We start from the raw sequence: 17,392 nt of genomic DNA, 5'->3' as shown, positions 1-17,392 counted from the left end.
TAAATATTAGGTTATACAACGGAATCACTTCTTGAATTTGCTCTCTGTTGATCTTATTCCTTCAGCCCTTTTTATGGTTCTTAACATCATGTGTATTGTTGAGAGGTAGATATAAAAAATCCAACTCAACCATAGCGCATCATAATCTTTCTTTTGTTTATCATTATGATGTCTGATGGCGAAATTATTTGCAATATTATAAAGTTCAGACTCATCTTTAGATAACATATGCTCTTTAATTTGTGGTCTCAAGTATTCTAAAACATCAGCTAAATCTCTCACTGCATCTTTTCTTTCATTTAAACTAGCACGATATCTTCGGAATTTTAAAATAGCAATTCCTACTCTGTTATCAACATTACTCAAGTCATATTCCGGAATTTTAGCTTCTAACAGAAAACCCAGACCCTTATCTCCTAATAAAAGAATTTCACCATCGTTTGACAACTCATAGCCCTGTTTGTAATCTCTCAGAATTTCATTAATCTCTACTCTGAATTCCTCTTGGCCTAAATTTTTATCAAAATCACTATAATGCCATCCACAATTGCTCCAATCATGGTGTGTACCTTCGATAGGTTTTGAGACAAGGTCAAAAAGTAATTCTATCACATCAAAAATATCATCATCAGAATAGTTCATATAAAAGTCATCTATAGGCCAAATACAATGTTTACGGAGCTTCCTCAAAAAATACCCTTGAATATCACTCCCGCACGTCCCAGAAATCAATCCTGCATCTACACACATTTTTCCAAACGCTTCTTGAAAATACTCTTTCTCATAAAAAAAATAATAAGTTTTAAAAACCAATTCTCTGAGGGTCTCAATGGGAAAATTCTCTCCTGTATTTTTTCCAGTACGCGCAGAGTAATACTGCCGTTTAATCATTAACGTTCACCCTTTTTGTTACTGTAATATAACACTTCTGTACATACGAATATGATGATTCAAACCTTTCTGTTCAAGTTATTTTAGAACGTGAAATTTACTTACAAGGTTTTAAGGACGCTCTTCACTTACATAATTGAATGAAATATATCTTTCAACTGAGAACCTTTTATTTCTTTTTTCATTTGATTCTGTCGTATAACGTTTGGCATTCCTGACGTTCAAGCAGCTTAAGTGACCGTAGGGAACGGGTCGTCAGACTTAGCTGGTTGAATGTGTCACCTGAATTCACTTCTGGAAATCCCTCTCGGTGACCAAGGAGCGTATGCGACGATGTAGGAATGTTTTGTTAGGCGAAGTCAATCTCATCCTGAAATAGGGATATGTATTTGTCCGATTCTTTTATCTTCATCCATCCATTCAGTTGTGATATCGGATCCGATTAAATATAAATATCCTTCATCAGATTTAATTCCTTCTTCAAAATTGTTTAACATAAATTTTATTGAGAGATAATCGACTCCATCATTAAATAATGGAGACTTATAGCCAGGGTATTTTTTCTTCTTACTCTTTTCCTTCTCTTCCAATTCATCTAAAGACAGATCGAATTCGGCATCATAAATAGTAAATGACTGATTAATAAAGTCCGGTGCATTCCACTCAAAATGAGCAATGAAATCTATAGTAAGTTTTAGTTTCTTCCAAACCCACAAACCAGAGTTTTCTTTATTTCCTTCCCAGTTGTAATAATCAATCATTACCATACATTTTCTATTGAACTGCTCATTAGAAATCAGTTCAATTGATGTTATTTCACTATCATGAAAATATAGGTTTTCTAATTTTTCTTTATAGTTTCTAAGAATATTTCTCATTGTTTTTATCAACGCCCTTAGATTGATTTCGCTTAACGTTTCTGTATTCACGACCCGACGTATGTCGGGTGTCCGGCGAATGCCGGGCCAAGGACGAATGTCCGCAGCGTGAATATTATGTTATGTGGAGGCAATTTCTTCTTCGGATTGCAATCACTTCTGTTCGTCCTTCAAGTTTCTAGTTTTCCTTCTTTCTTTCCAATACTTCAATGTCTTTTTATGAAGGGGTAATGTAATTGACTGGATTTCTGAATTTACTGTACTATGTGCAAATCCATATAAAGTAGATAATATGTTTTGAATTCTATGAATCCAATCAAGAAATTCATCCTTATCTAACTTATTATTGGTTAATCTTTCATTGATTAATGTCCAGAAATTACTCGCCAATATATTTGACAATTCCCCAAAATTAGCACCTTTAATTTTATGAAATAATATAAGACCTCCATGAAAATATTCAGTACTGAATTTAGTCAAATTTGGTTTCTTCTCGTCATTATCTAAATCAATCTCTAGTTTAACTTGATGTAACATTTCTAAGTATTTTTCAATATCACTAAGTACATCTTCCCTTCTTTTTAAAAAAATTTCAAAAGCTTTTAGCTTCATTTGATTTCTGTAAGTCAAATAAGCCACTGTTATTGCAGAAATCAAAGTAATATATATTCCAATATTATTCATATTTGCCTCCTTTTTAATCTTCCAATTGCTTTCACATAACGTTCCTGTATTCACGACTCAGCGCATGCTGAGTGTCCGGCGAATGCCGGGCCAAGGACGAATGTCCGCAGCGTGAATATTATGTTATCGGATGTCAATTGCTTCTTCGAGTTAATAAGTTAAATCTTTAATAAATCTATTATACTATTCCTAAAGATCGTTTCTTTTGTTCCCTAAACTCTTCAAATTCTGACCACGACATTTCATGATTATTAACCATGTCCACAATGACTCTTCCGATATATCCTTGAAGCTCTAGCATTAACTTCTTTACTTGCATCTCATCTTCAAGAATGTCTTCAATGCTATCACCTATATGAACAATTCTTGTTCGGTAACCTATATGATTACCAGTTTCATCTTTTTTTCCTGTCAATTCATTAAATCTATCTTTTAATCTCAAATAATCATTGTAATCTTTCGCTAAATGTGGAGTGATCTTTTTTCTTACATACTTAAACTGTTGATAGTCATCTGGATAAGCTAAAAATTCAAGTAGTGTCATAGCTCTTACAAACTGAGTAGTGGGACTGTTAGACTCTAAAAAAGACGTGTGCATTGAAAGAGCCATTTTTGTAATCTTCCCTACTTCTCCATTTGTAGTGATTAACTTTTCATAATTATCAGACATTTCTTCGCAATTATTTAAGTCTAAACCACTACCTTTTACTACTTTATGAGTAATAATTGAACCTGCAATGATATAACTTTCGTAATCATCAACATTAAAAATTAGCGCACTTGAGAACCCATCTGGTTGATCCCAAGTTCCTACGGCACTTGGTAAAGTATCAATTAAATCCGCTCGACATAAAAAGAATTTCAATATATCCATTACTTTTTCTGCTTCGTTCGTAAGGCTTCTCAAAATTTTTAAATCGTAGTCATGAGAATCTGCTTCAAGAAACTGATCCCAGTCAAAGCCATCTACTGGAAATACTAATAAAGGACTAGACTCAAATACTTCGGGGCAAGCGCCAGTTAAAGCTGTTGCAGCTTCTCGTAAAGCTTGGCCCTCAAGACCGATTGCCATAAATTCATCTTCATTTGTTTCAATACCATTCATAACCGAATGGAATTTATTTGGGACTGGCCTTAAAGAGCGTATTTCAAACTCTCCAATTGGATAAAATCTGTATTTACCAATTTTAAACTCGTTCTCAATTAAAACTCTTGATAACGGCATTACAACAAGATGCTGGCCATCTTTTAGTTCTTCATTAAAGTCTTCAATCATATTCATCATCACTACACTCTCCATGATTTAGAATTGAAAATATTACTCTTGATTGATTTCCGATAACGTTCCTGTATTCACGATGTCTCACCGACTTAAGGCTGCGCCAGCAGCCGGCCGCGATGCGGTTAGTCGGTGCGGATGTGTCCGCCTGATTCTACTTCCTTGCCAATCCCCTTCGGGCGGACCGAGGAGCCGTCAGGCTCCGATGCGTGGATATGATGTTATATGATGGGGATGCCTTCTTCGAAATTTCTAACTTTATATTTTTAGTATTCACCGTTATATTCCATATAACTAGTTTGTTTAAAACGGGTAATATGATAAGGAGTATAAATAGTCTTTGTAGTTGGACTTATGTTTTCAATGAAAGTAATTGCTGCATCTAAGTAGTCATCTGTTGTAAAAACATCTTCATCTAGAAATCCACTCAAAAGAGCTGCATCTCCTTTATATTTCAAGCAAAGATAACCAAAGCCAGGATCAACTATAACTAAATTTATTATGTCATCTTCTTTTTGTTCTTTGGAACTATTATAAAATCTAACTATTATGTCCTTGTCTTTATAATAAATTTCAGTGTCACAAGAGAAGTTCTTATAGTAAAACTTCATCGTGTTAGCTCTCCTCTATTTAAAAATTCGTGCATCCCTTTTATATAACGTTCCTGTATTCATGAACCCCAAAGGGGTTGTCTGCTGAAATCCCTCTTCGAAATCCAACTCGCAGACCAAGGCTCCTTAAGGAGCCGCTGCTTGAATATTATGTTAGCTGATTTAACTGACTTCATTGAAATTACTGTAGCCCATTCCCTTCAAGTATGAATTTCAAGAAATTTTTTCCATAAAGTGAAATTTCAATATCATCTCTATCTTTATCTGAATCACTATTACCAATGTCTTTAAATGTTTTCTTTATATTTAGTAATCCATTATTCTCTAGTCTTCTATCTATATTTCGTATCAAACCATGTACGTCACTTTCTTGGACAAAAGTAATAGTTTCTTCAGTCAATCCTGCCAAATAAAATAACCTCTTCAAATCCAAGTATCTTAAATTTCTTAACATATCATAAAAGTTAATTATCACTGATTCGTTCTTATTCTCTTCAATAAAAACATTTTCAAAGCCATTAAGTATCAAATTTATTTTTGCATCTTCATGTTCTTCAAACAAATCTGAAAAGATAATTGGGAAAATCCTTTGACTTATATATTCCGATGATAATACAGAATCTGCTGCAAGGTGCGATATAAAATTGATTTTTTTGTCATGCTCTTTGAATCTGCGAATTAGTCGATTAATTTTGACTGTCTGAATTAACTTTCCTATGTAAGGTACAAAATCGATTCCATTTTCTAACATTTGTCCAAAGTACGGATTTATCATCTCTCCTTCTTGAATTAATTCATTGAAAATTCCCTTATCTGTCATTCAATATTACTCCTTATTCTCTCAGTTATTTCAGCTAACGTTCTTGTATCTACGAACCCGAGAGGCTTAAGGGAACAACACGACCGGGTCCGACGGACTTAACCTCGCAGGGTTGTGAGCTGATTCCGCTTCTCTGATTACTTCATCTGGCGAACCAAGGGCCTAACGGCCCGCAGCGTAGATACTATGTTATAAGATGTTGTGCCTTCCTTGAATTACTTGTCACACTTGTTTAAAATTATCTTCTTCACTTATATAATGCTTATCGATATTTTCAATAAGTTTAAAGTACAATTTCATTAGTTTTTCATTATGTTCTTTTTGAACCTCTTCATGAAAGTTACAAAGAGCAATAATGCCATCAATTTCTCTAACTATTTCTTTGATATCTTGGTCTAATAAATGATATTCTTCAAATAATAGTGGCCTTACTTTCTCATGATAATTATTAAAATCAAATTCCTCTGGATATGAAGTAACAATCATAACTTCTCCATCCACTTTAAGAACTTTATTATATATTTTCAGCTTATCTATATACTCTTTTCTGTTAACTTCCTTTTCAAGCTTTTCCCTTTCCCATTCAATTTGTTTTTGAAATTTTCTATTATCATTTTTTAGGTTGTTTTTGCTAATCATATACGCACCATAAAAAGTCAGTGCCGAAGCAGAGATTGTTGCTAAAGCCGTAATTGCATTTCCTATCCACTGTGGATCTGACATGGGTATCTCCTTTAAATCGATATATCTTTTGCGCAATTTCTTATAACGTTTCCGTATTCACGAACCCGAGAACCTTAAGGCAGCTTCAACTGCCGGCCGCGATTCGGTTAGGTTCGCAGGGTTGTTCGCCTGATTTCACATTCAGCTTCTTCCTCATCGGGCGAACCAAGGGCCGTCAGGCCGCAGCGTGAATATATTGTTATGCGATTCCCCGTCTTCCTTGAAATACCTCAATTTAATCTTTTAATTTACTCTTTAAACTTTCATCAGATAATATGAAGAGAATTGAGAGATCATTCATAGATTTGATTTGTACAAAATTGTCGTTTTTTAGATCTTTATTGAGCCCTGTAACATGAATCTTTCCTTTATTATTGGGATCACTTGGGTTATAAATAAATGAAACCTCATAATCGATATAGCCTTTTCGATATACGTAAGAATACAAATCTTCTTTATTAGTACCATCTTGATAAATGAAATATTGTCCTACTTCTCCAGTATCTCGCGCTTTCGCTAACCATTGATTGACCTTTTCTGCATGTTCCGCTTCTACTGCGTTCAACTTGTAATTGATAACACTATCCATCTCACTTGCCAAATCCTTTTTTTGTTTCTCTTTTTGTATTGAACATCCCGTGAGGATCAGTATAAAAGATAAAATAAGAAATAGGTTTTTCATTATTCCTCCTTCAGACTTATAAATATGTTTTACTGGGTTTCGCATAACATCTAATTTATGTACTTCGTAAATACCACACATCCTGTATGATATGTGAACTACGTATATGATAACCTAAGGTGTAGTATTTGCGAAGAAGAATTTGGTGAAAAAGGGAGATTTATTGAAGCATTCAATCTCCCAAATCCATCCGATCCAGCGGGCTTTGAATACGCTGGATATTTTTCGTACTAACATGCGTATATCGCTGAGTTGTACGTGCACTCGTATGACCAAGTAACTCCTGAATGTAGCGCAGGTCTGTCCCGTTTTCCAGCAAATGAGTGGCGAAGGAGTGTCTCAGCGCATGAATACTTACCTTTTTCACAATTCCTGCGCGTTGTCTAGCTTCTTCAAAAACCTTCTGCACGCTCCGCTCAGTAAGATGTCGATCAGAAGATTGCCCCGGAAACAGCCAACGATTGGGTCTGTATTCATCTATGTATTTCTGCACCATACCCCAGGCAAGGCTTGAAAGAAGCGTTCTCCGATCCTTTTGACCCTTTCCCTGTCGCACAATGAGTGTCTGCCTTTCAATATCCAGATCGCTGCAACGCAGACGCACAACTTCACCTACACGAAGCCCGGAAGAATAGGTCAGAAACAATATGGCTCTATGTTTAAGGTTGGTTACGGATTTGAGTAATTGTGCAACTTCCTTTTCGGACATCACTTGTGGAAGCTTGGTCTGCTTCTTGGGACGAATATACTGGATATCCGTAGGATGATGGAGCACATGTTTGCAATAGAAGCGGAGCGCGCTAATGGTCTGATTCACGCTTGAATGGGAAATTCCTCGTTCCAGCAAACCTAAACAATACATCTGAACATTGGAAGTAGTGACATCCTTATTTTTAAGGCTAAGGCTGCTTAGAAAACGCTCGACCTGATTACAATACGCTTTGATCGTTTTGCGACTATATCCTCGTAACTTTAGTGCCTTCTGTAACGGTTCTTTGCTCCACTGGTTGTTTCCCCTATTAGCTTTCCATTGCTGCAGTTCTTCATTGTCAACCCACAACTCCGGGGTAATCTGAACTTCATCTGGATCAAACTGGCTCGTAAACTCCTGGATGGCCGCAATAGTGTAGGGTATGATCCACATTTTCTGTTTGGGTTCCCACTTTCTGCCCGTAATCTGGCGAATGCGCTGAATATATGCAGGGTTATAGGGACAACGAATATGCAATGAATGAGTAGAACCTTTAGTTATGGTGATCTTCTTTTCCGTTGTAGTATCATCGTTCATAGGAAACTCTCCTTTGTTTGAGTCTATGTCTTTCTCCGCAATTTTGAGAAATAAAAAGGAAGGCTATCCTCATCCCAAAAAGGGAATCAGATGACCTTCCGATGCTTTCGGAACATATATGATCTTTAAAAGTAAAGATGGGCACAGCCAGTGCAATAAAAAACTGCCATTCCATGTAGCTTCAACAAAGCATACCTACTGTCAATTTGTCCTCATGGATAATAGTAGACGATTGAACCCGCAGGTATTTCGTCTGGGGATATACTTTTACCCAAACATATACCGATATTTTTTTTACCGGCTATAGAATGGTTAATTTGAGTAGAAACAACTTCAAATATTTGCTCTTCCCCATCCGTTTTTTTGATGATAATCTGTTTACCGATCATCTCTTTGATTGTTGAAGGAAGTAGTTCATCCAACTCTTCATTAGCCCCCATAACGATGGTTCCGAATTCCGGAGTATCGAAGACTAACCCCACGCCAAACAGCATTTTAGTTTCCATTGTATGGCCTCCTTATCTCTGATCTATGAATAGCTCGCCTTTGACATCTCGCACTCTGAGATCGGCATTACGAAGTCTAACCATCGCATCTCTCAATAAAGCATACCGTTCAGTAGAATTGAGTTCAGGAGCAAACCTTGCTGCCCGGATACTTGCCTGAGCCTCATCAAGAGCATAGTTTCTTTTGATGACTTCAGGAGGAAGATCATAAAGTGGGAACGATCTGCCTGCGATAGAAGCCTCATAGTGCCCAACAATCTCGTGAGCTAGTGTAGCATTCATTGAAATGCGTGTATTCGCACTCAAAGTCCCTACTCCCGGGGCTGCTGCTGGTAAGACATCCGTATTGATGACCAAGCGATTATACATCATGCCTGTATTCCAGGTATCATAATAACCAGGTTGTGCGATTAAGATATTTTCTTCGGGGAAATCAAGCTTGTTCAAGTAACTCTTTATCTCAATCTTTTGGTTATCCGTCAGCGGAAGCTCATTGCGTTGTCCGTCACTGAGAATCTGTCTAAAATCTACCGCGCCATCGTATTTGACAGGGGTATCGATATGCAGCTTAGGTTTGAAAACAGAGCTAACGCCTAATACCATACCACCTGTACCGAGCATACTTGCCCAATGTTCACTTGACCAAGCATTTGTAGGTAAAACGGCTTCTCTAATCGTTCCATGGACTCCAAATGTCAACCAGTTCAGTGTGTCTTGAGGCGACTCAAAAGCTTTGTCAGCTCGATCAACATACCCGTTTACGAGTCCACTCGGAATACCAAATGTCCAGTAATCCAGAAATCCGCCTACACTATCATATCTCTTCTGATATCGGTCATCTGCCGATTGTATAAATGCTTGTCCTAGCTCTTTTAAACTATCTACAGACTTCTCAACTCCATTACGATCGTCTACACCTTCCTGTGGGCCACAAGCATTCGGTGGTGGTGGTAAACAGTTTATGTCTACTTGCCCTTCCGACCCGTGATCTGCTTGGAGAAATCGTTCTCCATGGTTATGTAACACAGTTGATATTGAACTCATAAGTGTGACAACTTCAGTCATAACAATCTGTGACTTCTTGAAATCATAGTAGAACCTTTCTCTAGTACTCCCATCCCAGTTCGCTTCAATATCAGTCATACTTCGCAGAAGACTTTCATTCATGTGTTGAAGAGTAGTATAAGCTGTAGAGAACTGTTTACTAATTGCGAAAAGTTGCTCTGGCGTAACCATAATTCTCGTCATAGAATACCTCACACCTACTAAAGAAATATTTAGTTTCTGAATTCAGGGAATATCTGGATTTTACTGTTCATTTATTACCTGTGTCAAATACCTGTAGCAATAAGCCACTGAACAATCTGAACTAGAGCCCTTTTCTCAAATGCAACAATTACACCATTCAAGAGAGATGTCGGAGAATTTCGCCTTTCCAATTAACGATGTTTATTTCTTTATCTTTCAAGAGACACCAATCAATAATTTCACCTATCAATTTTGGCGTGATGATCTCATCGCTCCATTTCGGCGTTAGTACTCTTCTGTATCCTATATATTCTAACGTCCAGCCTTCGAATTCTTCTCCGATGATGACTATAAATGGGATCTTGTTCTTAATACTATGTTGTCCCACTTCATAAGTGACGATTAACTTCTTATCCTCAGAAACAATATGTAATTTGATTATCCCTTCATCGTCAAAATCCGGTTCAACATACCAATAAAATAATCGATTGGATCGAACGATTTTACGTTTATATTTTTTTCTTACGCCCATAACTCACCTCACATCTTCCTTTTTCTCTGTATGCAGTACTTCAACAGTTTGCCCATCCACATGAACACTTTGTTATCCGATGTTGATGGGCCTTATGATTTATTCATTTTATTACTTTGTTATTCTTTCTTTATTGCCTAATATGACTTCATGAATTTCATCATATAATTGTAAATTAATAAATTCTTCATGAATCCATAGTCCTTCCTCAACATCTCCTCCCCCCATACCTCCACTAATCCCATCACCAGGAAAGAGTATTTCGTAAAATAGTCCTTGGCCTTCTCCCTCATTACAGTCCCATGCAATGGTATCTAAATCTTTTAATAGAGTATGTAATGTCTCCTCACTGCAATTGACTAGTTTCATAGGGCAAGACAAGTAGATTTGTCCTCCATCATCACCTTCCATAATTACATATGCATCTGGAGTATCTGCAGCTTTCTTAAAACTATCTATAAATTGATTGTTGTGTAGTCCGTTTGCTTCATTAAGGATATGTCGTACAGGGCTATGGTGCTCTGGAATTACACCCATCTGATTGTTTTCCTCTTTTTTTCTTTCCATAAAGATACACCTCTTTGTTAGATATGTTTTCTTGGAGTTATCTGAAATTAGTTATTTACTTCATTCACTTCATTCATTCCTATGACTTGTTCAATTGCTATATTAAATTCTTTAACATTAATGTTTAACTTAATTATTCCTTCTTTATCAAGCCCTTTTGTATCTAATCTAAAAGTACCCGCCACTGCTTCCGAACTATTACCATCAATTTTCTCATTTATGTTTAATTTAATGTCTCTATCGATTAATTGATTCTGAATATCCTTACTTATGATTGGCTCAACTGTTTTTAGCATTATTGATTTATTGGTTCTATTCCATAGATTGAAATTATATGTTACGACTGTTATACCTGCATCTTCTTCACTCCCTCCCAGTCCAATTGAAATCGAGTTTATTATTAACCCGTCCTCAACAATTTCATCCGCCTTCATACTGTTTGAACTACAACCACTTAGGGCTACTATTATTAAAAGAAATATTAAACTCATTGCATGCTTTTGATTCTTCAATTCAGGAACTCCTTTAGATTTATTTTCCTATTACAAAATCACATAGATTATGTTCAAAGTCATCTGAATTACAATATGGTGGAACAGTTGGGCTATTTCGAACCGTAAAATCAATAAAATACTGATCGTTTGGATACTCTTTAAAGCTCTTATAATATATGAATACTCTTACTTTATACTTAGCTGAAGGTAAGGCATTAATTACGTTATTTAAATCCTCTGATGTCAGTGTTTCATTTTTCTTTCTTAATTTAATCCAAATATCATGTCCATTATTACTCCAGTAACGAAGAGTTTCAGTCTTGCTTTCGTTATAATCAAATTCCAATGGTGCTATTTTATCAACAAAACCTGTTTTTAAGTTATTCATATAACTTTCCACATAAGGCTTCGCGCGGTTTGTTTGATAAGTATCAATCACATTATCAGCCACATCCACAACTGGCAAAGTCAGAATAGCAGTAACAACTATGATTACAATACTTGGGCCAATATAGGAGTTGGAATTGTAAATGAGTCTGCCAAGTAGTAAAAAAACGATTGTTCCTACTACCGCCAAAGCAGCAACCCCGAAAGCAGCAGGCTTGTTATCACTACTAATGAAACCACCGCCAATATTAAAGATAAAAAACATGAAAGAATAAAAACATCCAACGCCGACTCCTACAGCAGATAACAAATAGATTAACTTCAAAAATCTTCTCACAATTCCCGCATCCCTGCTATAAATTAATTATTATTTCCTCCTAGTGAAGCAACATAACTTTTATCTTTCTAGTATGTTCTCACCTAAATACAGTCTTTTGCTTAAGATTTAATTAACTATTTTCACTGGAGATTATGTATTTAATATTTTATCAATTATCACTCATCAGAATGTTCCAGATAACATTCCTGTGTTCACGATCCAACGTATACTGGGTGTCTCTATCTTGCCGGACCCAGGACGAATGTCCATAGCGTGTATAAAATGTTATCTGATGTCCATTAGTTCGAAGCGTGTCTTACGAACTTTATTTCTTTATTTCTTGTTCCAATTCTTCATTATATGGATTTGTATACAAATCCACATCAATTTCAGCATTAATCATATTAACGAATTCAATAAAATCAGAATCGAAATAAAGAGCAGGAGTTTTGCCCTCTTCTATTCTGATTACAATGAAAAATTTCGTAAATAATCGATGTTCAATCCGAATCGAATTGATTTCTTTCACTTTATTTTTTAATAGATCAACTACTTTTGTTAATTGGTGATTTACATCTAATGATTCTTCATACTCTGTACCTAATGTCCATGATGTTTCTTTTATTCGATGCCTTTTGTTAATTATATCGCCTTTATAAGCCGTATTCGTAGGTTCAATTTTAAGTATTGAAGTTACATAATTCGGATCGAATTCATCTCCAAACAAACTAAAATAAGCCATTACTTCGGTTTTGTCTTTCAGGAGTTTCACCTCTTTAAGAATTGATGTATGGATTTCGCCTAACATTCAAAGATTCGCGACTGGCTTCATTTTAGATAGCTCTTATCTTAGGATAAAACCTGTGTGGGTAAGTTATGCTTCTACTGTATCTATTTCATACAATCAAGGGCGTATGCTCGTAGCGCGAAACTTTTGTTATGTAATGTCTCATTCCACCTGAAACACTCCAAAAAATATTGTTTAATCAGAAAATATATACCAAGTGAAATCCTCATTTAATCCAGAAATTTTTAATATCTTCTACTATAATTTCTGAAATATGTTTGGATGAATCCTGCGGGTATAAACATATTGTTACGATAAGAGTTAAACATATCATTAACCCTACAATAACTCGTCCAACGACTCTAAATCCGGTGTATTTAAGCAAATAATAAACTAAACCAGAAGAGATCATAATAATCATACCATTCATCATAAAGGTTATGGGCAAGCTTATGATTCTTCCTAATCCGGTGTTAGGATATTTTAATAAAAGTAAAATCTCTAATACTACAAATGGAACTGACAGTAGCACAATGTAAAAAAAATGACTTTTGAATTTTCTCTCCACCACTGAACTCACCTACTCCAACTCTTTTAATACAATTTCACATAATATTTGGTGATTACAAGCCCTTGAACCCTAACTGACCACCAATAACTAGAGAAATTTCACTATTTCCCTGCTTATCGTTCATCAGCGTATATATATTATCATCCATTGTAATAGACAACAAAATATTCCGGTCCGCCTCCAACTAATGCTGAATCTGTGTCTGTTATCTCAAAAAACTAATGTAAATTTATCTCCATCGAGTTTTCTCAACAAACGTTAACTGTCTGCCCAACCCTTGATCTTCTGCCTGCAATGAAATGTTAACCAGATCATCAACTTTCACCGAAACCAAATACATATGGCTTTTCTAACTCTGTAATGGTGCCTTCATATGTCGTTCCTTCAGCATCATCGAAGGCAAGCTTGCCACCAAGTCTGCGATCCATCTTTCCTGTTGCGAAAGGGGACCATTAGGAGAAGGAACTAGGCTTTCATCACATATATCCATCTTCAGGTTCACCAACTTCAAAGCCCAACACTTTTGACGCTTCCAGCTTAAATGTTTCTATCCAAGACACCCAATCATCAATATTCATCTGTGCATAAAATGATAATCCACTAGGCTCTACGGATGCCTCAATAAAAACATCATCCTCTTCAGACCCAAACCAATATGGAACTCCACTTTTATAACCCATCCACCCTGGCATACTCTCATATACTTTAGAAACTTTAGCCCACACCTCATCAGGCAGATCATACCTTATATTTAGGTTGCAATGATGAGAATTTATGTTGTTCATCTACATTCTCTCCTTCTACATTGGAGGTGTATGAAGATCTATCCTCTATTTTTATGTAAATCAAGGATAGATCTCTTGGTCTTTATATACTATTTTCGTTATCATTTTTGAATATTTTAATCTCGTTATTTCAATAAGTTCATTTGGCTGCATCAAATCCACAATGTGACTGTCATTTATTTTAATTTTGCTATTACCTCGTCCCAGTCCTTTGACTATTACGATGTTATTATTCACATCAACTATTTGTCCAATTGTGTTGAACTGCTCTTGTTTCTTAAGATCAAGGTATGTTACACAGCCAAGTATACAAAATATAATAAAACAAAAAATTGATAACGCAGTTGTCCATGCAGGAGGGTGATATGCTAAGTTATTGGTAGTTACTTGAATTACGATTATAAAAATAAATAGAACGATGAATAGAAATTGCTTTTTTAATTTGCCTTTAGCTTTTTCGTTCATAGCTTCTCCTTATTAGGTTTTCTGGTATTTCACAAACGTTCGTGTATCTACAAACCCTCACTACCCAAAGAGTGCAGCGACTTGCCGCGACACGATTAAGTAGTGCAGGGTTACCTGCTGACTCCACTTCTTCGAATACCCTCGGCAGACCAAGAAGCGAAAGCAACGGCGTAGATATGTTGTTATTTAGATGTCAATCGCCTTACAAGAACTACTTATAAGTTGTACTTCATTTTCATTCTTTCATATAACTTATAATCCGTATTTCTATTTACAATCTCTGCAATTAACTCTTTCCATTTATTTTCAATCCACTTAGGACTTTGTTCTTTCAGAATATCCTCGTTAAATTGACTATCAATATACTCCAAATCTTGCTTAAGAACTCCTATATCCTTAATCAGTTGATTTCTCGATTCTTTTTCTAGCGATATCTTATTCGATAATATTTCGCCTATGATTTCTACTCTTATATGCGTATACATATCTCTAAACACATTATAGATTAAATAGGTTGAAGATAATTGATCTTCCCGGAAGTCGGATTTCAGAAAGACGAATGATTCTTCACCCACTTTCAAAGATACTGCCACATTTCCTAATGCATGTATGACTGTTTCCTTCGAAGAATTGTCCTCTAAGCTTTTTATCACATTATCTAAATTGTAGATTGATTCTTTTATACCCATTTGAGTTCCATGATTCAGTTTAACCGTGTAATCAACTTCTTGATTGTCTTTGTACGCTTTGAATTGATAGTTGAAAAACATGCTTATTATCAATCCAACCATTAGTATGATTATTGCTATGTTTTTTTTCATTGAATCACCTCGTAATTGTCAATTGAATTCATATAATATCTAATTTTTGTATTTCACAAATACAACATATCCCATCTACTAGTGCCTGAACTACGTATATGATAACCCATATTGTTACATTTAAGAAGGTGAATTGGCGAATAAGGGATAATCATTAGTTTTCTCAAACCCTTATCCATACGGATCAAAAGAAGAAAACGATAATTGTTCAAAATTAGTAAAGGCACGGGTTTTACTCGCAAATATCCAGTTAATACACTGCATTTTACTCGTTTACCACATAAACAAGAAAAGGTCAGCCTAAAGAGGTTGACCTTTTCTTGTTTAAAAATTAGCACAGAACTTATTTCATAACCTTAATTCATTTAATCAGTTAATCAATAATTTTTTTAAGCTCAAAAATAGTTGCCTCTGATAACAAGATAAGCCTATCGTTATTAACAGCTAAAAAGCTTAAACTTACAGGTATGCTCATTTTTGTAGAAGAGTCACTTATATCTATTGCCTTTATTTCATCATTTATATGTAAGTCTGGGATATCTATTTTATAATATCTATAAAAAGAGTCAGAGTTATAGCATGTCGCCGTAATCTGATATAATGGATTTTTTAGTTCATATTGATATTTCTTATACTTTTTAAGTCCTTTTGATGAAAAAAAGTCTTCTTCGATTATTATTTTATCTCCAATAAATTTTTGCCCTGTTGGATATTCAGAAGCATCATTATATGAATTTGCAAATCCTAAAAGCTTCTCAACTTTCCAAGTTCCATAGAAATATTTTCCAGTTTCACTATCCAAGCTTATACGGTCTACCGTACAATAATCGGATATGTTTTTTTGAATAATAGCCTCCGGAGTTTCAGGTTTAGGCTCACTAGAAGTATTGGGATTTGATGTCTTTTCAACATTTCCACAAGCCGATGCTAGCATCAACATTATCATCATACAAGCCAATATTGTTTTTTTCATATCTCACACTCCTACTATGAAGTTATGATTTCGCATGTTTACTCGCTTGCTAACTGAATTAATCCCCGTATGGATTAAAATCTTCTGTTCCTTCTTTTTATATCACCATGTGCTAAAAGCTACTTCCATACAGCGAATAATTCTTCACTACTGTATAACAAATGAGGCGATACTTTTTCTTTACTTTCCGATGACTTTATCAGTTTTGCCTCAGTGTTTTGTTCTGGTTGAGTTGTTACTTGTTTACTGGGAGGCTCGCTCTAGCAGAAATTATATCAGAGCAATTGAAGCGAGGAATGACATAAGATTTACATTATTTATGAATAAGGTTAACTTTATGTTATCTAAATCACAAACAACAATTCCCAATCTAACCCATACGCTTGTACTTGGTAACAGCGACGCTGGTATTACCCCAACTTAAAAGATTCTGAATATCTAACTTTCTTTAAGCTTGGGAGGTCTAACTTTGTGGAGCCATAAACAAAATCCCACTCCATGGCCGGGTGGGATTTTGAATAGAATTTCTCTTTTGTGGAACTATCGTTTCGCTAAATCAAGGGAGAGTAGCATTGCTAACATATTTCATTCCAACTCTGAAACTGATTCGCCACTAATTATCGTACCATTATTCTTACCCTCACAGATTTCTTTCATCGAGCCTGGTTTATCGAAGTTAAACACATGCATTGGCAGATTGTAGTCTCTTGCTAAAATGAAAGCTGATTGGTCCATTACCTTTAAGTTGTGTTTTAAAACGTCGTTGTAATGAAGCGAACGAAATTTCCTTGCATCTTTATCAAATTTAGGGTCTGCATTAAGAACACCATCAACACCTTGCTTTGCAACTAATATAGCGTCACAATTAACCTCGATGGCTCTTTGTACTGAAGGATAGTCTGTTGTAACGTAAGGTTGACCGTTCCCCCCTGCAAAAATTACAATATAGCCTTTTTCTAGATGGTGGATTGCTCTTAGACGGATGTATGGTTCTGCAACTGAAGTAATAGGTATTGCCGTCATTACTCGTACTTCCTTTTTGGTCTTGGCTTTAAGAACTCCACGAAGCATTAAACTATTT

The 17,392-nt window shown here is 35.5% G+C and carries 21 protein-coding genes; all 21 read right to left on the bottom strand.

Annotated elements, in window-relative coordinates:
• Positions 1 to 24: 24 nt before the first annotated feature.
• A complete protein-coding gene (locus tag CRO25_RS21405; RefSeq protein WP_079696376.1) occupies positions 25 to 891 on the bottom strand; it encodes a hypothetical protein in 867 nt (288 codons plus the stop codon).
• 365 nt (positions 892 to 1,256) lie between these two features.
• Positions 1,257 to 1,820 (bottom strand): hypothetical protein, encoded by a 564-nt coding sequence (locus tag CRO25_RS21400; protein ID WP_143806571.1) that lies wholly within the window; start codon positions 1,818 to 1,820, stop codon positions 1,257 to 1,259.
• 102 nt (positions 1,821 to 1,922) lie between these two features.
• Positions 1,923 to 2,453 carry a hypothetical protein gene (locus CRO25_RS21395; RefSeq protein WP_079696374.1) on the bottom strand — a complete coding sequence of 177 codons (531 nt, stop codon included), beginning with the start codon at positions 2,451 to 2,453 and terminating at the stop codon, positions 1,923 to 1,925.
• Between the two features lie 178 nt (positions 2,454 to 2,631).
• Positions 2,632 to 3,738 carry a hypothetical protein gene (locus CRO25_RS21390; RefSeq protein ID WP_079696373.1) on the bottom strand — a complete coding sequence of 369 codons (1,107 nt, stop codon included), beginning with the start codon at positions 3,736 to 3,738 and terminating at the stop codon, positions 2,632 to 2,634.
• 260 nt (positions 3,739 to 3,998) lie between these two features.
• Entirely contained in the window at positions 3,999 to 4,343 is a 345-nt protein-coding gene (locus CRO25_RS21385) for a hypothetical protein (RefSeq protein WP_079696372.1), read from the bottom strand.
• 181 nt (positions 4,344 to 4,524) lie between these two features.
• Complete coding sequence (locus CRO25_RS21380) at positions 4,525 to 5,163, bottom strand: hypothetical protein (RefSeq protein WP_079696371.1); 639 nt, start codon at positions 5,161 to 5,163, stop codon at positions 4,525 to 4,527.
• Positions 5,164 to 5,385: 222 nt separating this feature from the next.
• Complete coding sequence (locus tag CRO25_RS21375) at positions 5,386 to 5,886, bottom strand: hypothetical protein (RefSeq protein WP_063563988.1); 501 nt, start codon at positions 5,884 to 5,886, stop codon at positions 5,386 to 5,388.
• Between the two features lie 235 nt (positions 5,887 to 6,121).
• A complete protein-coding gene (locus CRO25_RS21370) occupies positions 6,122 to 6,568 on the bottom strand; it encodes a hypothetical protein (RefSeq protein WP_079696370.1) in 447 nt (148 codons plus the stop codon).
• Between the two features lie 172 nt (positions 6,569 to 6,740).
• Positions 6,741 to 7,856: a tyrosine-type recombinase/integrase gene (locus CRO25_RS21365; RefSeq protein WP_306291822.1), complete on the bottom strand. Its 1,116-nt coding sequence runs from the start codon at positions 7,854 to 7,856 to the stop codon at positions 6,741 to 6,743.
• Positions 7,857 to 8,068: 212 nt separating this feature from the next.
• Positions 8,069 to 8,362: a hypothetical protein gene (locus tag CRO25_RS21360; RefSeq protein WP_244552157.1), complete on the bottom strand. Its 294-nt coding sequence runs from the start codon at positions 8,360 to 8,362 to the stop codon at positions 8,069 to 8,071.
• Positions 8,363 to 8,374: 12 nt separating this feature from the next.
• Positions 8,375 to 9,610: a WXG100 family type VII secretion target gene (locus CRO25_RS21355; RefSeq protein ID WP_079696369.1), complete on the bottom strand. Its 1,236-nt coding sequence runs from the start codon at positions 9,608 to 9,610 to the stop codon at positions 8,375 to 8,377.
• A 157-nt stretch (positions 9,611 to 9,767) separates the two neighbouring features.
• Complete coding sequence (locus CRO25_RS21350) at positions 9,768 to 10,142, bottom strand: hypothetical protein (protein ID WP_079696368.1); 375 nt, start codon at positions 10,140 to 10,142, stop codon at positions 9,768 to 9,770.
• Between the two features lie 111 nt (positions 10,143 to 10,253).
• Entirely contained in the window at positions 10,254 to 10,709 is a 456-nt protein-coding gene (locus CRO25_RS21345; protein WP_079696367.1) for a hypothetical protein, read from the bottom strand.
• A gap of 47 nt (positions 10,710 to 10,756) precedes the next feature.
• On the bottom strand, positions 10,757 to 11,221 hold the full coding sequence (locus CRO25_RS21340) for a hypothetical protein (RefSeq protein ID WP_072734203.1): 465 nt from the start codon (positions 11,219 to 11,221) through the stop codon (positions 10,757 to 10,759).
• Positions 11,222 to 11,240: 19 nt separating this feature from the next.
• Complete coding sequence (locus CRO25_RS21335) at positions 11,241 to 11,915, bottom strand: hypothetical protein (RefSeq protein WP_179800944.1); 675 nt, start codon at positions 11,913 to 11,915, stop codon at positions 11,241 to 11,243.
• Between the two features lie 319 nt (positions 11,916 to 12,234).
• Positions 12,235 to 12,717 (bottom strand): DUF4279 domain-containing protein, encoded by a 483-nt coding sequence (locus CRO25_RS21330; RefSeq protein WP_079696365.1) that lies wholly within the window; start codon positions 12,715 to 12,717, stop codon positions 12,235 to 12,237.
• 1,026 nt (positions 12,718 to 13,743) lie between these two features.
• Positions 13,744 to 14,052, bottom strand: a complete 309-nt coding sequence (locus tag CRO25_RS21320; RefSeq protein WP_079696363.1) for a hypothetical protein — start codon at positions 14,050 to 14,052, stop codon at positions 13,744 to 13,746.
• Between the two features lie 60 nt (positions 14,053 to 14,112).
• Positions 14,113 to 14,517, bottom strand: coding sequence for a hypothetical protein (locus CRO25_RS21315; RefSeq protein ID WP_079696362.1), 405 nt, complete (start codon positions 14,515 to 14,517; stop codon positions 14,113 to 14,115).
• 215 nt (positions 14,518 to 14,732) lie between these two features.
• Positions 14,733 to 15,338, bottom strand: coding sequence for an oxidoreductase (locus tag CRO25_RS21310; protein ID WP_079696361.1), 606 nt, complete (start codon positions 15,336 to 15,338; stop codon positions 14,733 to 14,735).
• 373 nt (positions 15,339 to 15,711) lie between these two features.
• Positions 15,712 to 16,311, bottom strand: a complete 600-nt coding sequence (locus CRO25_RS21305; RefSeq protein ID WP_079696360.1) for a hypothetical protein — start codon at positions 16,309 to 16,311, stop codon at positions 15,712 to 15,714.
• A gap of 585 nt (positions 16,312 to 16,896) precedes the next feature.
• Positions 16,897 to 17,392: uridine monophosphate kinase (locus CRO25_RS21300; protein WP_079696359.1), on the bottom strand; the 496-nt coding region annotated here is incomplete at its 5' end.

The sequence above is a fragment of the Paenibacillus sp. RU5M genome (assembly GCF_900221055.1).
GTDB lineage: Bacteria > Bacillota > Bacilli > Paenibacillales > Paenibacillaceae > Paenibacillus > Paenibacillus marchantiae.
The sequence above is the reverse complement of the archived record's forward strand: the minus strand, read 5'-3'. Positions and strand labels throughout refer to the sequence as shown.